Source organism: Afipia sp. DC4300-2b1 (assembly GCF_049895725.1).
GTDB classification, from domain to species: Bacteria; Pseudomonadota; Alphaproteobacteria; order Rhizobiales; family Xanthobacteraceae; genus Afipia; species Afipia broomeae.
In genome coordinates, this window is record NZ_JAFCSX010000005.1 from 439,212 (window position 1) to 456,140 (window position 16,929).

Below are 16,929 nucleotides of genomic sequence, written 5' to 3' on the forward strand. Positions count from 1 at the left end.
AATCTGTTACGATTGCGCATGAGTTCGCGCGACGCCGCATCGTCCGAAATTACGCCGAGTGTTTTGCTGCGCGCGTATGCCTGCGGCATCTTCCCGATGTCCGAGAGCGCCGACGACCCCACCATTTTCTGGGTCGAACCTGAGAAACGCGGCCTCATTCCGCTCGACGGTTTCCGCGTCACATCGCGTCTCGCGCGCACGGTTCGATCCGACGCCTTCCGCGTCACCGTCAACACGGCTTTCAAGCAGACCATCGCCGGATGCGCCGCGCCTCAGCCGGGCCGTGATGATACCTGGATCAATGGCCGCATACGCGACCTCTATACGTCGCTGCACGAGATCGGGCATTGCCACAGCGTCGAAGCCTGGCAAGGCGATCGGCTGGTGGGAGGGCTCTACGGCGTTAGCCTCGGCCGCGCATTCTTCGGAGAGAGCATGTTCCATACCGAGCGCGATGCCTCGAAGGTGGCGCTGGTCCATCTCGTCGCGCGTCTGATCGCGGGCGGCTTTGTGTTGCTCGATACGCAATTCGTGACGGATCATCTGCGTACCTTCGGCGCGGTCGAGGTGCCGCGGCGCAGATACCGCACCATGCTCGATGATGCGGTCACGGGACAGGCTGACTTCTTCGCGCTTCCTGCAGGCCGCCCGGTCACTGGCGCCGAAGCGCTGGCGTGCCTGACCCAGGCCTGAGCAATTACTGCCGGAATGGCGGGAATGGATTTGGTGGCGGCAGTGGCCGCTGGACGGCGGGCTGCTTGGGCGCCGGTGGCCGCTTGGGCTGCTGCTGAGGCGGCGGAGCTGGCGCGGCTTTCGGCGCTTCCTGCTGAGCCACCGTTGCGGACGGACCTTTGCAGTCGGTCAGCCAGATATCGTAAATCGGGTGCTCGACGCCGTGCAGACCCGGGCTGGCTGCGAACATCCAGCCGGAGAAAATCCGCTTCACCTCGCCCTGCAAGGTGATTTCATCGACCTCGACAAAGGCGTCGGTGTTGGCCGCTTCGGTCGATGGCCGCGTGTAACAAGCTTGCGGCTTGACGCGCAGAGCACCAAACTGAACGGTCTCACCGATGTCCGCATCGAACTTGATGATACGGCCGGTGATCTTGTCGAGGCCCGCGAAAACCGCCTGCTTGTTTATGATCTTCTGCGCCGGCGGCTCGGTCACCACCTCATCGCCTGGCTGCAACGTCGCGGCCGTCGGCGGCGCGTTGCGCGGTTGCTTCTGCCCCGGCGGGAGGCCTGGCAACGGATTAACCGCGGCGTTATTGGGCGTGCCCTGTCCGGGCACAGCGGGCTGGTTTGGAGCGGCTGCCGTGCCCGGAGGTGGTGGCAGCGGCTGGGTCTGAACATTGCCGGGCGGCGGCACGCCTTGTCCCGGCAGCGGACGATTGGGTGTCGGCAGCAGACGGCCCTGCGGAGGAAGATCAGGCACCTCCTCCTCTTCCGGCTCCTGAACGGGCTCACCACGCTGCTGCACGTTGGCGGGCGGACGCGGCCTGTCGGAAAAGATGTTGCCGATCTGCGCATGGACCGGCGTCGCCGGCAGCAGCAGCAATGAGGCGCTCAACGCCGCGAAGGAAAGAGTGGTGATGGTTCGGAACATCTTGCGCAGCTTCACAGGATCACGGTGTCGCAAGGTGCGAAGCGATTTGCGGAAAACATCGTGCTCCACACCTGTCGGAATGATCACATTCGAGATCATAAACTGATCCGGCCCCAATATCCGATTCAACCGAATCGTGTCCGCGCCATTCTACAGAAAATGGGCCGCGCGCAGATTATCGGTTAACACGCCGAATACGGCGGGGAAAGGGCGGGCAATTCACGCAGCCTGGCAACCTGGGCGGTTTGCCTGCCGTTACTGTCCCGGGGTCCAGGATTGATAATCGCCGGTTGCCTTCGGCCGGCGACCGGCAGCGAGCGTCGAACCCGACGGACGGTAGGCGGCTGGCGTACCGGTCATGTTGGGGCGGTGCGGCTTTTCCCACTCGCGCGGTTTGTAATCGATCTCGGTCGGAGGCGTGTCCACGGTGTGGTGCAGCCATCCGTGCCACGCAGGTGGCACGCGTGTCGCTTCAGCATAGCCGTTATAGATCACCCACCGGCGCTCAAATCCGAGTGTCGGATCGATCTTGCCGCCGCGCGTGCGGTAGTAGGTGTTGCCACCCTCGTCCTGCCCCACGACCTCGCCAAATCGCCGCGTCCAGAGCTGCGTGCCGAATGTCGAGCCGTTCCACCACGTGAAAAAGCGTAAGAAAAACAGCTTCATGGCGAGAATCCGAAGTGGGCGCGCAAGGCCGCGCGATCACTGTTTGATGCCATCCGGTGCGCCAATTGTCCAGCGCTAACAGCAACTTGATGCATTGCGTGAACCTCCGGCGGAATTCAGCGTTGACACCCCTCACCGACCATCCCCGCTGGAATTCTGACGATGCTCGACGTCATCAAATACAGTTATGCCGAGATTCTGAACACGCTCTGGCTCCTGCCGGACTGGCTGACCGCGTCGGTGCTCGTCATTGGCGGAGTTCTCGTCGCGCTGATCGCCAACGCAGTGATCGTTCATGCGATCAGAAACACGCTCGGCGTACGTCATCCCAAGACCCGGTCGTTGCTCACCCGCAGCAAGGGACCGCTTCGGCTGGCGTTGATCGTCCTGGCGCTTTCGCTCGTGGTCAGAGTCGCTCCCATAGGCGACCGCGCCGCGACAGTGTTCGGCAATATCCTCAATGTCGCTTTCATCGCGTTGCTGGGATGGACCGCTCTTATCGCGGCTCAAATCGGATCGCAGATCTATCTGCGGCGCTTCAGCCTCGATGCCGAGGATAACTTGCTCGCGCGCAAGCACGTCACGCAAGTGGGCATCCTGAAGAGGGCAGCCGACACCCTGATCGTCATCATGACGGTCGCGGCCGCGATGATGAGTTTCGAGCAGGTCAGGCAATACGGCGTCAGTCTGTTCGCCTCGGCGGGCGTCGCCGGTCTCGCAATCGGTATTGCCGCGCGTCCCTTGCTCGCGAACCTGATTGCGGGCGTTCAGATCGCGGTGGCGCAGCCGATCCGGCTTGACGACGTTGTCTTCCTCGAGGGCGAGTACGGCACTATCGAAGAAATCACCACCACCTATGTTGTCATTAAACTTTGGGACTGGCGGCGGATGGTGGTGCCGCTGAGTTACTTCATCGAAAAGCCATTCCAGAACTGGACACGCGAAACCTCCGCGCTGATCGGCTCTGTGTTCCTGTATGTCGATTACACCGTGCCGGTGGAAAAGCTCCGCGAAAAACTGATGGAGGTGGCGCGCGCCTCTCCCCTTTGGGATGGCCGAGTCGTGGTGCTTCAGGTCAGCGACGCCACCAAGGATCACACGGTCGAACTGCGTGCATTGCTGAGCGCGCGAAGCGCCCCTGCGGCGTGGGATCTGCGCTGTGAGGTGCGCGAGAAACTGATCGCCTACTTGCAGGAAGAGTATCCCGGCGCATTGCCGCGCCAGCGCCAGGAGTTTGTGTCACGCAACGAACCATATCAAGCGCCGCTATCGGCTCACACGATGGTATCGCATCACCGCGCGGGCTGACCGGAACACCGTTTGGTCGCAATCCATTCATGCTGCATTGGGTCAGCTCGTGCGAACGTGAACCTCAAACTTTGGAAAGCACGGAACATCTCACGTTTGCATCCGTTCTTTCATGAAGTTCACCCGGAGTTCGAACACATGATCAATCTCAAGGTAATCGGCGCCGCGGCGCTTCTTGCAGTCGCACCCGTCCTCATAGCGACGAGCGTGGATGCGCGGCCGGGAGGACACGGCGGCGGCGGCGGCGGAGGATTCTCACGCGGCGGAGGCGGCGGTGGTGCTGCGTTCCGCGGCGGAGGTGGGGGTAGTGGTTTCCGTGGCGGCGGGTTCGCAGCGCGTCCGAGTTTTGGCGGCGGGGCTGCTATGGCACGGCCCGGCTTCAGTGGTGGTCCGAGCGTCGGCAATAGCGGCGTTCGTTTCTCGGGTCCGCCTTCAACCGTATTCGGAAATCGTGCGATCTCCGGTCGTCCCGTCGCCCAACTCGGCGGCGGACAGTGGAACGGAAACCGGCATTGGAACGGACGCAGGCACTGGCGCGGTCCGGGGTACGGCTTCGGCGCAGGCTTGGCGCTTGGCGCGTTGGGCTCGTCGTATTACTACAATGACCCGTACTACTATGGTGACTCCTACGCCTACGCGCCGGACGCCTACGTCGACGACGGACAGTATGCTGCCGCTCCTGCGGCTGACGGCGACGCGGCTTACTGCGCCCAGCGCTACAAGTCCTACGACCCGGCGTCAGGCACCTACCTGAACTACGACGGCAACCGCTACCCCTGCCCATAATCGGTCGCGAAACCTGACGTCCGGCCTCTGGGGCGATGTTCCGTGAATGGAACCGCCCCAGAAGCGCCTGAATCCCCTCCAACATTGCTCGCTTCTGCATGGGGCTGCGCATTCCGCGCGGCCCCAGATGCGGAGTGATCGATGCGGGCTTTGGAGTGAGGAAGATGATCACCTTTAGGAATGGATGCGCGATCGCAGCCGTTGCGCTGGCGCTTCCGATGGCTGCGATGTCATCCGGCCATGCTGCCCCGCTGGCGCCGAGCCAGCCTCTCGCGGCTGCTCATGCGGGCGCCGACAATTCGCTGGTTACTCAGGTTCAGTGGCGGCGGCGCGGATACTATCGCGGCGGCGGTGCTGGCCTCGGCATAGGACTTGCCGCCGGCGCACTTATCGGCGGCGCAATCGCGGCTGGCGCAAATCCATATTACGGTCCGGGATATGGCTACGGTTACGGCTATGGTGGACCCGCGTATTATCCCGCGCCCGCCCCGGTGGTGGTCGCGCCAGGCTACGGCGGCGGCGATGCTGAAGCCTACTGCATGCGGCGCTACCGGTCCTACGATCCCGCATCAGGCACGTACCTGAACTATGACGGCAACCGCTACCCCTGCCCGTAAGTTTGAACAGCATCTGATTTCGAAAACGGCGATGCATAGCATCGCCGTTTGTCTTTGTATCGATGCTGAGTGAACCGGAGAGCGGCGCGCCTAGAACGAAACTTTCACACCGCCACGGCCGGTGATGGTCTGGCTTTGGTCGGACATCGCGGTGAACTCGGCGGCGCCAAATACCGAAACGCCGGTAGCGTTACGCCAGTCGAAGCCGGCCCCTGCATAGAAGCCGACGATGCTGCCCTTGCCCGGCGTTGCGAACGCGATGCTCTGTCCAAGCAGGATGGTGTTGACGTTGCTGTCACCCACGCGCTGCAAGGCGATCAGGCCCGCGGTGCCGCTCACCTGAAGCTGCTCGGTTGGTGTCGCATTCGTCGTGTGCGTGAGCTTTAGTTCGCCGCGCTCCTCGAAATTGTGCGACGTGCGCGAAGCCACCGTTAAATTCGTGCTCGACCCGCTTTCCTGATAACCGTCGAAACCGGCAGCGAGATAGCGCACACGCGCAGACGGTGTCAGTGTCAGGTTATAGCCGAGCGATTGCTTGAGGCCGTAGGCGATTTCCGGACTGATGAACCAGCCATTGTATTTGCCCGCGGCGTATTCAAGTCCGCCGGGCACCAGATTATTCGCGATCGTGCGCTTCACATCGTTGCTGCTGTAACCACCAAGCAACGAGAAATCCAGGAATGCGCGGCCTATCGCATAGCGGCCGTAGAGACCGCCGAAAAAGATGTCGCTTTTAGTGTCCCCGGAATTCAGATCAATTTTGGAGTCGATCGCGCCACCGCCGATGAACCCGCCAAGACGCAGGCCGGGCTGGACCGTCTTGTCGAGGCCGAGCACGCCGCCATAGAAGTTGCTGACCGAGCGCAGCGTCGGCGCATCCGTCTGTTGAATGCGCTGGCCGCCGAAACCCTGCGCCCAGACGCTGGTGCCGTCGGCCGCGGTGAAGCTCGGATTGCTGAGCAGCAGGCGGTCGTTGCTGGCATAAGCCAGCACCGGAATACCCGAGAAGGCGTCGTTGGCCATATCGCGCGCGACATTGCCGGACGGAGCGAAGCCGATAGCCGCCGATCCACTGCCACCGATCGGCGCTGGATTGGTGAGGCGGCTTGTGACCAGCGAGGTGATGGTGCGCGTAACATCGACCACGTTGCGATCTGCGTCGGCAAAGGACGTCGGGTCGAGAATTGCGACGGTGTTTCCGTTGATGACATAAGGCGCGCCGCCTGTGACGTTCACAACCGCGCCGGTGTCGGTGAGGCCACCGGTCGTGCATCCGCAACCGCTGCCACCAAATGTCAGCACAGACGAGATGTCATGGCCGCTGAGAATGTTGACCCTGGTGCCGACGGCGAATGGATCGGACGTATCGCCATTCAGAATGATTTCTCCGACAATGCGGGAGCCTGGCATAATGTTGAGCGTCGTCCGCGTCGATGAATCGAACTGCGTGAGGTCGATGGCGACGCCGGTGGACGAACTCGCATCGATCAATCCGGCGTTGGTGAATGTTGCCGTTCCTCCGTTACCAGCGAAAACATGCACTTCACCGAAAATCTTGCCGCTGTTGTACGCCGCCGCACTGCCATCGATAGTCGCAACGGCGACATTGCCTTTAATCGTGCCGGTATTTGTCAAGAATGCGTTGCCGATGTCATTGGCGGCGGAAACAACATTGCCGTTGACCATACCCGCATTGATCGTGGTGGCGTCTCCCGTCCCACCGCTCAGCCCGGTGAACGTTGCAATTCCACCGTTCACAAAACCTGTATTGATCGTCGTTGCATTTCCGCCATCGATCGCAAAGGTCTGGATACCGTTGAAATTCAGTACACTTCCTGAATTGACGGTAACGGCATTTCCGCCATCTGAGGTCTGCGTGACGACGAATTGTACGGTCCCGGAATTGATCGATGTGGCCGTGCCCGCACCAAATCCAGCGCCGCCGTTGCTGGTTTGCGTATTGAGGATTCCGGCAATCGTTCCGGAATTGTTGGTCGTTGCGTTGCCGCCGCCATCAGCGGTCGTCGCGATGCTGCCTCCAACATTTCCGGAGTTGTTGGTCGTCGCCGAGCCACTCACGAGCGCCGAGTTGATGCTGGTCGATGTAAAAATCGAGCCTCACACGGTCCCTGAATTGTTTGTCAGCGCTTTGCCGCCGTCCTGCGCAGATGTCGTGATATCCTGAGCCACCGTTCCGGAGTTGGTCGACGTGGCATTGCCCGCGCCGGTCAACGTGCTGATGGATGTCCCGATGATCCCCGAATTGTTCGATGTCGCGTTGCCAAGGCCGCTGGCCGAGGTGTCGAGCATGCCGGCGTTGATGCCGGAGTTCGTCGCAGTGACATTGCCATCGACGCTGGTGGTGGTGATGCCGTTGCTCAGACCCGAACTCGTTGTCGTCAGATTGAACGTACCGAGTTGATCCTGAAGGAACGGAACCGCTGTCGCGCCGGTGTTTGTACAGGAGACGTCACTCGCGCCGAGCGTCCCGACGCAGGCAAACTGCGCATGTGCGTCCGTCGATGACAGGGTTGCTGCGGCGATGATCACGATTCCAATCACTGGGAATTGCATCGCGCGCGCCGTCCGCACGCGCGTCTCCAACGCCCTGTCCGCAACAATCGACGCCACGCCCCAATCCCATTTACCCCGGCGGCACGGTCAGCCGCCGATAGCCCACCTGGAACCTATCAGGCCGGTGTTCCAGGCACTGTTACATTTGGGAGACAGCGCTGATTTATGAAGTAATAACAGGCACTTTCTGCGCGCATTGAGACACCACCGTCTCAGGATCGTGACGCCAGAACGACACCTGCAATGGTGAACCCGAGCGCCGCAATCTGAGCCACACCGAGCGGCTCGCCGAGCGCCGCGGCGGACGCCAGCACACCAATGACCGGCACCAGCAGAGTCCCGATGGCGGCGACCGAGGCCGGCAATCGCTGGAGCGCGGCAAACCAGCAGGCGTAGGCGACGCAGAACTGGACCACGATCGAATAGCCGAACAAGGTCCAGCCGAGTGACGACAGCGCCATGAAGTGCGGCTGTTCAAGCAAGAGGCCCGCCAGCCCCACCGGCAGACAGCCGATCAGGATCTGCCAGACCGCCGAGGTCAGTGGCGGCAATCCCAGCGGCCAGCGTTTGCCGAACACGGTGCCCAGCGCGAACAGGAACGCGCCGGACAACGCCAATGCAATGCCCGGCAGTTTGGCGTAGTTCGCGGCGATGCCCCCGCCGCCCATCAGCGCGACGAGTCCGGCGATGGCCATCGCCATGGCGATCACCCGCAGCAGCGAAATCCGCTCGCCGAGAATCGGCCACGCCAGCGCCGAGGCCCATACCGGCATTGTATAAGCCATCACCGCGGCTTCGCTCGCCGGCAGATACACCAGCGCCAGGCCCATCAGCGCCATCCATGCCGTCACGTTGAGAAATGACAGCAGCACAAGCCGCGGCCATGTTTCGCGCGGGACGCGCAGCGGCTGGCGAAACGCCAATGCCAGCACCGCAAGCAGCGCGGCGCCGATGATGCCGGACAGGCCGCGCACCGACAGCGGCGGCAATTCCATCAACAGATGTTTGGTGACGGGCCAGTTCAATCCCCAGCCGACCGAGGTCGCGACCAGCAGCAGGTAGCCGACCGTCCGCGTTCGCCGCTGCGCGATGGCTCGTTCTTCCGGCGACATTTCGGTCAGCGCTTCGGGCGGTGTGCGGCTATCCACAGGTTTGGTCCTTCGACCAGTGTGGTGGTTTGCAGGTCCGCAACGTTCCGCGGCTTGTTCTTTTGCGGACGCGCGAACCAAAACCACACTGGAATTATGAGTTTCCAGTCTCCTTTCGAATCCGAAGTTCGCTTGGGACCTGCTGCAAGGTCAGGCGAACTTCGGATTCGGGACACTGGTGTCCACACCATGTGGATGACGGGGAGAAAGACCACGCGCGCGGCATGTGATCCACCCGAAATCCCCAAAATACGCGCATACCAAGGACGCGATTTTGAAGGCCCGCGACAAACCTTGGAGGAACTCACAAGACGGTGAGATTTCGGCTTCCGAATCCACAAGGACTCACCGATACTTCCCGCAATGCGAACCGTTCCGGCGATGCATCATCCCGCTGGAAATCCGCATTTTCCACCATATTTAGTATTTGATTCAGGTTTCGACACTAATCCTTGACGTGCCGGATGGAGTCGGCCTAGCTTTGGGACTGTTCGGCGCGGGGGTTTTCAGTCCCGCTGAGCATCTCCCGAAAAGGGTCGAGAAGGCAGCTCCGTCAGACCGGTCGAGGTCGCGGGACGTGGGTTTGTCTGCTCTTTTTTCGGAGCCGGAGAGCCATCCGGGCGTAATGGCGAAACCGCGGCAAACCGCGGCGCAAAAGGCGAGTTTGGGGCGTTCGGGCAAGGCCGGTTTTGGGGACCGGATCGTGCCCGCCAGAGTTAACAGGCCGCGGCTTCGGACCCGGACACGGGACGACGTGAACGGCAAAACACTGCGAACGAACCGGTTCGCAAATTGAAATCTCCGGCTTACCGTCAAGGGACGGGAGCGCCGGCAAAAAGGACGGGGCACTACAATGCGAATCGAACGCCGCTACACCAAAGCCGATCAGTCACCCTACGCCGCGATTGATTTCAGGCTGACGACAAGCGAGATCCGCAACCCCGACGGCTCGGTGGTGTTCCGCCTTGAGAACGTCGAGGTGCCGGAGTTCTGGTCGCAGGTCGCTTCCGACGTTCTGGCGCAGAAGTATTTCCGTAAAGCGGGCGTCGCCTCGCGCCTGAAGAAGGTCGAGGAAGAAACCGTCCCGTCGTGGCTGTGGCGTTCGGTGCCGGATACCGAAGCGCTCGCCCTGCTCCCTGAATCCGAGCGCATCGGCGGCGAGCATTCCGCCAAGCAGGTGTTCGATCGCCTCGCCGGCTGCTGGACCTACTGGGGCTGGAAGGGCTCGTACTTCTCGTCCGAAGAAGATGCCAAGGCATTCTACGACGAACTGCGCTTCATGCTCGCCAAGCAGATGGTCGCGCCGAACTCGCCGCAGTGGTTCAACACCGGACTGCACTGGGCCTACGGCGTCGATGGTCCCGGCCAGGGCCACTACTACGTGGACTGGAAGACCGGCAAGCTGACCAAATCCAAATCGTCCTACGAGCATCCGCAGCCGCACGCCTGCTTCATCCAGGGCGTGGATGACGATCTCGTCAACGAAGGCGGCATCATGGACCTGTGGGTCCGCGAAGCGCGCCTGTTCAAGTACGGCTCCGGCACCGGCTCCAACTTCTCGCGCCTGCGCGGCGAAGGCGAAAAGCTCTCCGGCGGCGGCCGCTCATCCGGCCTGATGAGCTTCCTCAAGATCGGCGACCGCGCAGCGGGCGCGATCAAGTCGGGCGGCACCACGCGCCGCGCGGCCAAGATGGTCGTGGTCGACGCCGACCATCCGGATATCGAGACCTATATCGACTGGAAGGTGAAGGAAGAGCAGAAGGTCGCCGCGCTCGTCACCGGCTCCAAGATCAACCAGAAGCACCTCAAGGCCATCATGAAGGCCTGCGTGAACTGCGAAGGTTCAGGCGACGACTGCTTCGATCCCGAGAAGAACCCGGCGCTGCGCCGTGAGATCAAGTTCGCGCGCCGCGCCATGGTGCAGGACAATCTGATCAAGCGCGTGATGCAGTTCGCCAAGCAGGGCTACACCGACATCTCGTTCGACACCTACGACACCGACTGGGATAGCGAAGCATATCTCACCGTCGCCGGCCAGAACTCGAACAACTCGGTTTCGCTGAAGGACGATTTCCTGCGCGCGGTGGAAACCGACGGCGACTGGAATCTGATCGGCCGCACCAACAAGAAGGTGACCAAGACGCTCAAGGCCCGCGACCTGTGGGAAAAGATCGGTTACGCCGCCTGGGCCTCGGCCGATCCCGGCCTGCACTACAACACCACCATGAACGACTGGCACACCTGCAAGGCCAGCGGCGACATCCGCGCGTCCAATCCGTGCTCGGAATACATGTTCCTCGACGACACGGCGTGCAACCTCGCCTCCGCCAACCTCCTGACCTTCTACGACACGCAGACCCGCCGCTTCGACATCGAAGCCTATGAGCATCTGTGCCGTCTGTGGACTGTCGTGCTCGAAATCTCGGTCATGATGGCGCAGTTCCCGTCGAAGGCGATCGCCGAACTCTCCTACGAGTTCCGCACCCTCGGCCTCGGCTACGCCAACATCGGTGGCCTCCTGATGACCATGGGTCTGTCGTACGACTCCAAGGAAGGCCGCGCGCTGTGCGGCGCGCTGACCGCCGTCATGACCGGCACCAGCTACGCGACCTCCGCCGAAATGGCGAAGGAGCTTGGCCCCTTCCCCGGCTACAAGAAGAACGCCCAGCACATGCTGCGCGTGATCCGCAACCATCGCCGCGCGGCCCATGGCCACTCCAACGGCTATGAAGCGCTCGCCGTGAACCCCGTCCCGCTCGATCACGCGAGCTGCCCGCAGGGCGACATCGTCACCCGCGCGAAGTTCGTCTGGGATCAGGCGCTCGAACTCGGCGAACAGCACGGCTACCGCAACGCGCAGACCACCGTGGTCGCGCCGACCGGCACCATCGGCCTTGTGATGGATTGCGACACCACGGGCATCGAGCCGGACTTCGCGCTGGTGAAGTTCAAGAAGCTCGCCGGCGGCGGCTACTGGAAGATCATCAACCGCGCCGTGCCGGAAGCGCTGCGCGCGCTCGGCTATCCCGAAAACGAAATCGCCGAGATCGAGGCCTATGCCGTCGGCCACGGCTCGCTCTCCAACGCGCCGGGCATCAATGCCTCGACCCTGCGCGCCAAGGGCTTCACCGATGAAGCGATCAAGAAGGCCGAGGCTGCATTGCCGACCGCCTTCGACATCAAGTTCGCCTTCAACAAGTGGACCTTCGGCGAGGACTTCCTGCGCGACACGCTCAAGCTCGATCCGGAGGCTATCGCGGCCCCCGGCTTCGACCTGCTCACCGCGCTCGGCTTCACCAAGCGCGAGATCGAAGCCGCCAACATCCACATCTGCGGCGCGATGACCGTGGAAGGCGCGCCGCATCTGAAGTCCGAGCATTACCCGGTGTTCGATTGCGCCAATCCCTGCGGCAAGATCGGCAAGCGTTATCTCTCGGTGGAAAGCCACATCCGCATGATGGCGGCGTCGCAGCCCTTCATCTCGGGTGCGATCTCCAAGACCATCAACATGCCGAACGACGCCACGGTGGAGGATTGCAAATCCGCCTACCTGCTGTCGTGGAAGCTCGCGCTCAAGGCCAACGCGCTCTATCGCGACGGCTCGAAGCTGTCGCAGCCGCTGAACTCGCAGCTCGTCAGCGATGATGACGAAGAGGACGATGCGATCGAGGCGTTCTACGACAAGCCGATGGCGGCGCGCACCACCCAGGTCTCGGAGAAGATCGTCGAGAAGCTGGTCGAGCGCATCGTCGTGATGCGCGAGCGCGAGAAGATGCCGGATCGCCGCAAGGGCTACACGCAAAAAGCAGTCGTCGGCGGGCACAAGGTCTATCTGCGCACCGGCGAATACGATGACGGGCGCCTCGGCGAAATCTTCATCGACATGCACAAGGAAGGCGCGGCGCTGCGCTCCTTCATCAACAACTTCGCCATCGCGGTGTCGCTGGGCCTCCAGTACGGCGTGCCGCTGGAAGAGTATGTCGACGCCTTCACCTTCACCCGCTTCGAGCCCGCGGGGCCGGTGCAGGGCAACGACTCGATCAAGTTCGCGACCTCGATCCTCGACTACGTGTTCCGCGAACTCGCGGTGTCGTACCAGTCGCGCTTCGATCTCGCCCATGTCGATCCGTCGGAGACCAACTTCGACGCGCTCGGCAAGGGCGTCGAGGAAGGCCGCAATCCGGACGCGTCGAACTCCTCGAAGTACCTGTCGAAGGGCCTCACCCGCTCGCGCACCGACAAGCTCGTCGTCATGCAGGGCGGCGCGGCCGACGCGCAGGCGTCAGGCAACGTCACGTCGATTGCGTCCGCCGGCGCGACCGCACGGCATCACGACGGGCAGGACAATGTGGAGGGCGCGGTGGCCCTCAAGGTGGCCGAGCCCGAGCGCGAACTCTCGCCGACCGAAAAGCTGGAAGCGCAGCAGTGGAGCAAGGCCGGTTCAGCCGCACAGGCCGCACCAAGCAAGGCCGAGCGCCGCGCGGAAGCCAAGGCACGAGGCTATGAAGGCGACATGTGCACCGAGTGCAGCAACTTCACCCTGGTGCGGAATGGCACGTGCATGAAGTGCGATACGTGCGGAAGCACGACGGGGTGTAGCTGAGACTTTAAGGCGAGTAACAACGACTTATTACAAAGGGGTGGCTAAAGCCGCCCCTTTTTCTTTGTTTTGAGTTCCAACTTGTGACAACCTAGGCGTGTAGCAGCGGGGGCGAGACTACATGACGAAGAACAACAATCTATCATTGTACTACACAGGCAAGGTGAACCCGGCGACCTTAGAGGCAAGAGAACTTATCCAAGTTTTAAGCGCTTTCACGCGCATAACTACAAAAGCAAACCGCGCGTATCACGGATCAATCACCAAAACTTCCGTGCGCATAGAACGAGTTCAGCCAGGCTCCATTGATCTTCAATGGATCAGTGAAGTCGCCGCTACCACACAAGCCGCCTTCGCGGCTTTGCCGGCGCTATCATTCGGTATCAAAGATGTTGCAGGTCTTATAAAAGCGTGGCTTGACCTACTGAAATTTCTCAAAGGGCAGCCTCCGCAAAAAGTTCAAAACGTTTCTAAGGGAAATGCGCTTCAAATAGAAAACGTTAGTGGTCGAAGCACTGTAATAAACGGAAACGTCTATAATACCTTCATTCTGAATGGAATTGGAGGCGACGCCGAAAAGCTGGAGTTACCAGTTCGTCGTGGGGCAAAACAACTTGAGCTGAAACGTGGCGGACGGAAAATTGGTTCCTACAGCGCCACCGACTTATCCAACTTCAAAGCAATCAAACCAAAAGATCGGCCGCTCGAAAGCGAGATCGAGGCGATTCTTGAAGTTGTATCTCCTGTCCTTGAAGGAGAAGGCATGTGGAGGTTCAAATATGGGCGCATGTCGATAACTGCGAAATTAGCAGATGAAGATTACAAGCAACGCGTCTTAAGCGGCGAAGAAAGTTTCAGTCACGGGGATCGATTGGTGGCGAGTCTGAAAACCGTTCAAGAAAATCTTGGCGAAAAGATCAGCACAAAACATTTCATCACAAAAGTTATTCGACGCCACTCCTGACTGAACAAAAGCCACCTCAATGCCACCAAAGAAATCGAAACGATACTGGATAGACGACCCAGATTTGAGTTTGACTAGAAGTCAAGTTCGGAGAGCTGCGAAGGCCACACGCGTCAAAATTGCAGTCGCATGGTTTCTTCGAAATTTTGAAGATCCCGCAAACGAAACTCCGTATGAATCGAAAGAAGGCGGCTACCAATATATCTGGGGTGGGCCGTATGATGCTGCCGATGAGATAGGGAATGAATTTGGAAGCGTTCTTTCAGACGTAGACATTGAATCCGCCGTTGCAAAAGTTCAGGAAGACGGCATTTACGATTGGGCTCCCGTAAGACGGAACGAAGATTATGAACAGCCGGAAGACAGCCCAATATTATCTTACGTTCCCATCGGCCACCCAGATGAACAGGAGCGGCGGCAAGAAGCCCTGAGGAGGCTTCACGAACTCAACTCCATAATTTCTGACTTTGGCTCTAATCGCCCCGGCTTAGGACACAACAATCCGCCCGAGCCAGTTGATCCCGTTGTTGAACTGGATGCTGATATCAATCAATTGCATCTACACGCCAGTCAGCTCTCAGAAGAATTTTCATCTGAAAAGCCCGACGCCGCTCGTATCGAAAATAATGCAGGGCTCTTTAGAAAAATACTCGATAAGCTCTCTACCTTGGGAAAGAAAGCAGTTGAGAGCAAAATCGCTGATGGCATTGGCGGACTCGCCATATACTTCGGAGAAAAAAGCGGACTATTCTCACTGCTCCTCGATAAAGCTAACGCTGCTTAGAATGCTATTGAGAATTGGCTAATCTTGGTAGGCCCATATCTTCCCTTTATGTAGCGAGCGTGGCCAGGATGAAGCGCGAAATCCGGCATGCGTTGCTCGCGTGCGCATCCCGTATTGCGCTTCGCTCCATACGGGCCAAAGATCGCAGATAAGAAAGACGTGGATGGCCGGGTCAAGCCCGGCCATGACGAGTTGAGAGATTGCGTGATCTACGCGTTCGTCATTGCGAGGAGCGATAGCGACGAAGCAATCCAGTTCTTGCAAATCCAATAGTCAAACTGGATTGCTTCGCTCCGCTCGCAATGACGGCTATCTGGCCGCTCCTCGCAATGACGATCTTTCACGACCTTGCCTCACACACCCACCATCCCCATCTCAGGCGGACCCGCACACGCACGAGTCCCCCGCCTTCATGAAGAAAATCGGCTTTCTCTCCTTCGGCCACTGGTCGCCGTCGCCGCATTCACAGACACGCTCGGCCGCCGACACGCTGCTGCAATCCATCGATCTGGCGGTCGCCGCCGAAGAACTCGGCGCGGACGGCGCGTATTTCCGCGTGCATCATTTCGCGCGACAGCTCGCCTCGCCCTTCCCGCTGCTCGCCGCCGTCGGCGCGAAAACGAGCACCATCGAGATCGGCACCGCCGTGATCGACATGCGCTACGAGAACCCGCTCTACATGGTCGAGGACGCGAGCGCCGCCGATCTTATCGCGGGCGGACGCCTGCAACTGGGGATCAGCCGCGGTTCGCCCGAGCAGGTCATCGATGGCTGGCGCTATTTCGGCTATCAGCCAGCCGAGGGCGAGACCGACGCCGACATGGGCCGCCGCCACGGCGAGGTGTTCTACGACATGCTGCGCGGCAAGGGTTTCGCGCAGCCCAATCCGCGCCCGATGTTTCCCAATCCGCCTGGCCTCCTGCGGATCGAGCCGCATTCGGAAGGTCTGCGCGACCGCATCTGGTGGGGCGCCGCTTCCAACGCGACCGCGCAGTGGGCGGGCAAGCTCGGCATGAACCTGCAAAGCTCGACATTGAAGAAGAACGAGACCAACGAGCCGTTCCATGTGCAGCAGGCCGCGCAGATCCGTCTCTATCGCGAGGCGTACAGGGAAGCGGGCCACACGCGCCCGCCGCGCGTGTCGGTGAGCCGCAGCATCTTCGCGCTGATGAACGATCGCGACCGCGACTATTTCGGAAACGGCGGCGATGCCGGCGACCAGATCGGCTTCATCGAGGCTGACATGCAGGCGATCTTCGGGCGCGGCTATACGGCGGACCCGGACAAGCTGATCGAACAGTTGAAGACGGACGAGGCCATCGCCGAAGCCGATACGCTGCTGCTGACCGTGCCGAACCAGCTCGGCGTCGATTACAATGCCCATGTCATTGAATCGATCCTCAAGCATGTCGCGCCCGCGCTCGGCTGGCGCTGAACGGCACGCGCATTCTGTAGTGACGGTGTCATCGCGCGCGGCTAAAGTCCGCTCATTGAGCCAATAGCGATCAATTCATTTCCGGGAAGAGACATCATGACCAAAATCGTTGCCGCCGCCGCCCTTGCCTTTGTGTTCGCCCTGACCTTGGCCGCGCCTGTCGAGGCCGCGACCTGCTCCGGCTCGTTCAACACCTGCGCTTCCCGCTGCAAGACCAAGTATGCGTCCGACAAGAACTGCGTATCGGATCACTGCTCGCCGAAGCTGGCGACCTGCAAAAGCACCGGCTGCTGGCAGCAGGGCGGCGATTTCGGCAACGTCCTGACCTGCAATCTCGACAAGCGTTGAGGTCTCGCGCGGCCATCGGTCCGCGCGCGAAGGCCGTCCGACGCTAAATCAGCCCGGGAAACGTCCTGGGGACACATTCAAGGGACATCCCGA

The 16,929-nt window shown here is 60.8% G+C and carries 14 protein-coding genes; 9 read left to right on the forward strand and 5 right to left on the reverse strand.

Features of this window, described 5'->3' with window-relative positions; translation table 11 throughout:
- The first annotated feature begins 18 nt into the window (after positions 1-18).
- Positions 19-693: a leucyl/phenylalanyl-tRNA--protein transferase gene (gene aat / locus ACP7AL_RS21660; RefSeq protein WP_425994175.1), complete on the forward strand. Its 675-nt coding sequence runs from the start codon at positions 19-21 to the stop codon at positions 691-693.
- Positions 694-697: 4 nt separating this feature from the next.
- Here aat and ACP7AL_RS21665 read toward each other — a convergent pair whose 3' ends face one another.
- Positions 698-1,606: a DUF2155 domain-containing protein gene (locus ACP7AL_RS21665; RefSeq protein WP_425994473.1), complete on the reverse strand. Its 909-nt coding sequence runs from the start codon at positions 1,604-1,606 to the stop codon at positions 698-700.
- A 255-nt stretch (positions 1,607-1,861) separates the two neighbouring features.
- Entirely contained in the window at positions 1,862-2,272 is a 411-nt protein-coding gene (locus tag ACP7AL_RS21670) for an NADH:ubiquinone oxidoreductase subunit NDUFA12 (RefSeq protein ID WP_006020382.1), read from the reverse strand.
- A gap of 162 nt (positions 2,273-2,434) precedes the next feature.
- Here ACP7AL_RS21670 and ACP7AL_RS21675 point away from each other — a divergent pair, with 162 nt between their 5' ends.
- From ACP7AL_RS21675 to ACP7AL_RS21685, 3 genes are all read left to right on the forward strand, one after another.
- The gene (locus ACP7AL_RS21675) at positions 2,435-3,580 is read left to right on the forward strand and encodes a mechanosensitive ion channel family protein (RefSeq protein ID WP_425994178.1); all 1,146 of its coding nucleotides are present in this window, start codon (positions 2,435-2,437) and stop codon (positions 3,578-3,580) included.
- 138 nt (positions 3,581-3,718) lie between these two features.
- Positions 3,719-4,366, forward strand: a complete 648-nt coding sequence (locus tag ACP7AL_RS21680; RefSeq protein ID WP_425994180.1) for a BA14K family protein — start codon at positions 3,719-3,721, stop codon at positions 4,364-4,366.
- A 164-nt stretch (positions 4,367-4,530) separates the two neighbouring features.
- Positions 4,531-4,983: a BA14K family protein gene (locus ACP7AL_RS21685; protein WP_425994182.1), complete on the forward strand. Its 453-nt coding sequence runs from the start codon at positions 4,531-4,533 to the stop codon at positions 4,981-4,983.
- 90 nt (positions 4,984-5,073) lie between these two features.
- Here the strand turns inward: ACP7AL_RS21685 and ACP7AL_RS21690 are convergent, their stop codons facing one another.
- The 3 genes from ACP7AL_RS21690 to ACP7AL_RS21700 all read right to left on the reverse strand — a co-directional run bounded on the left by ACP7AL_RS21690 (position 5,074) and on the right by ACP7AL_RS21700 (position 8,669).
- On the reverse strand, positions 5,074-7,062 hold the full coding sequence (locus tag ACP7AL_RS21690) for an autotransporter domain-containing protein (protein WP_425994184.1): 1,989 nt from the start codon (positions 7,060-7,062) through the stop codon (positions 5,074-5,076).
- 39 nt (positions 7,063-7,101) lie between these two features.
- The gene (locus ACP7AL_RS21695; protein ID WP_425994186.1) at positions 7,102-7,614 is read right to left on the reverse strand and encodes a hypothetical protein; all 513 of its coding nucleotides are present in this window, start codon (positions 7,612-7,614) and stop codon (positions 7,102-7,104) included.
- 155 nt (positions 7,615-7,769) lie between these two features.
- Positions 7,770-8,669, reverse strand: coding sequence for a DMT family transporter (locus tag ACP7AL_RS21700; RefSeq protein ID WP_425994475.1), 900 nt, complete (start codon positions 8,667-8,669; stop codon positions 7,770-7,772).
- 889 nt (positions 8,670-9,558) lie between these two features.
- On the opposite strand from ACP7AL_RS21700, the gene ACP7AL_RS21705 reads away from it, so the two are divergent.
- The 5 genes from ACP7AL_RS21705 to ACP7AL_RS21725 all read left to right on the forward strand — a co-directional run bounded on the left by ACP7AL_RS21705 (position 9,559) and on the right by ACP7AL_RS21725 (position 16,836).
- Positions 9,559-13,308, forward strand: coding sequence for a vitamin B12-dependent ribonucleotide reductase (locus tag ACP7AL_RS21705; protein WP_425994188.1), 3,750 nt, complete (start codon positions 9,559-9,561; stop codon positions 13,306-13,308).
- 118 nt (positions 13,309-13,426) lie between these two features.
- Positions 13,427-14,269, forward strand: coding sequence for a hypothetical protein (locus ACP7AL_RS21710; RefSeq protein ID WP_425994190.1), 843 nt, complete (start codon positions 13,427-13,429; stop codon positions 14,267-14,269).
- A 19-nt stretch (positions 14,270-14,288) separates the two neighbouring features.
- Positions 14,289-15,053, forward strand: a complete 765-nt coding sequence (locus tag ACP7AL_RS21715) for a hypothetical protein (RefSeq protein ID WP_425994192.1) — start codon at positions 14,289-14,291, stop codon at positions 15,051-15,053.
- 412 nt (positions 15,054-15,465) lie between these two features.
- The gene (locus ACP7AL_RS21720) at positions 15,466-16,488 is read left to right on the forward strand and encodes an LLM class flavin-dependent oxidoreductase (RefSeq protein WP_425994194.1); all 1,023 of its coding nucleotides are present in this window, start codon (positions 15,466-15,468) and stop codon (positions 16,486-16,488) included.
- A gap of 96 nt (positions 16,489-16,584) precedes the next feature.
- Entirely contained in the window at positions 16,585-16,836 is a 252-nt protein-coding gene (locus ACP7AL_RS21725; protein WP_425994196.1) for a hypothetical protein, read from the forward strand.
- The last annotated feature ends 93 nt before the right edge of the window (positions 16,837-16,929 follow it).

Bases quoted from the DNA above. Each gene is read 5' to 3' on its own strand.
- aat (WP_425994175.1), top strand. From the start codon at position 19: ATGAGTTCGCGCGACGCCGCATCGTCCGAAATTACGCCGAGTGTTTTG.
- ACP7AL_RS21665 (WP_425994473.1), bottom strand. From the start codon at position 1,606: ATGTTCCGAACCATCACCACTCTTTCCTTCGCGGCGTTGAGCGCCTCA.
- ACP7AL_RS21670 (WP_006020382.1), bottom strand. From the start codon at position 2,272: ATGAAGCTGTTTTTCTTACGCTTTTTCACGTGGTGGAACGGCTCGACA.
- ACP7AL_RS21675 (WP_425994178.1), top strand. From the start codon at position 2,435: ATGCTCGACGTCATCAAATACAGTTATGCCGAGATTCTGAACACGCTC.
- ACP7AL_RS21680 (WP_425994180.1), top strand. From the start codon at position 3,719: ATGATCAATCTCAAGGTAATCGGCGCCGCGGCGCTTCTTGCAGTCGCA.
- ACP7AL_RS21685 (WP_425994182.1), top strand. From the start codon at position 4,531: ATGATCACCTTTAGGAATGGATGCGCGATCGCAGCCGTTGCGCTGGCG.
- ACP7AL_RS21700 (WP_425994475.1), bottom strand. From the start codon at position 8,669: ATGTCGCCGGAAGAACGAGCCATCGCGCAGCGGCGAACGCGGACGGTC.
- ACP7AL_RS21705 (WP_425994188.1), top strand. From the start codon at position 9,559: ATGCGAATCGAACGCCGCTACACCAAAGCCGATCAGTCACCCTACGCC.
- ACP7AL_RS21710 (WP_425994190.1), top strand. From the start codon at position 13,427: ATGACGAAGAACAACAATCTATCATTGTACTACACAGGCAAGGTGAAC.
- ACP7AL_RS21715 (WP_425994192.1), top strand. From the start codon at position 14,289: ATGCCACCAAAGAAATCGAAACGATACTGGATAGACGACCCAGATTTG.
- ACP7AL_RS21720 (WP_425994194.1), top strand. From the start codon at position 15,466: ATGAAGAAAATCGGCTTTCTCTCCTTCGGCCACTGGTCGCCGTCGCCG.
- ACP7AL_RS21725 (WP_425994196.1), top strand. From the start codon at position 16,585: ATGACCAAAATCGTTGCCGCCGCCGCCCTTGCCTTTGTGTTCGCCCTG.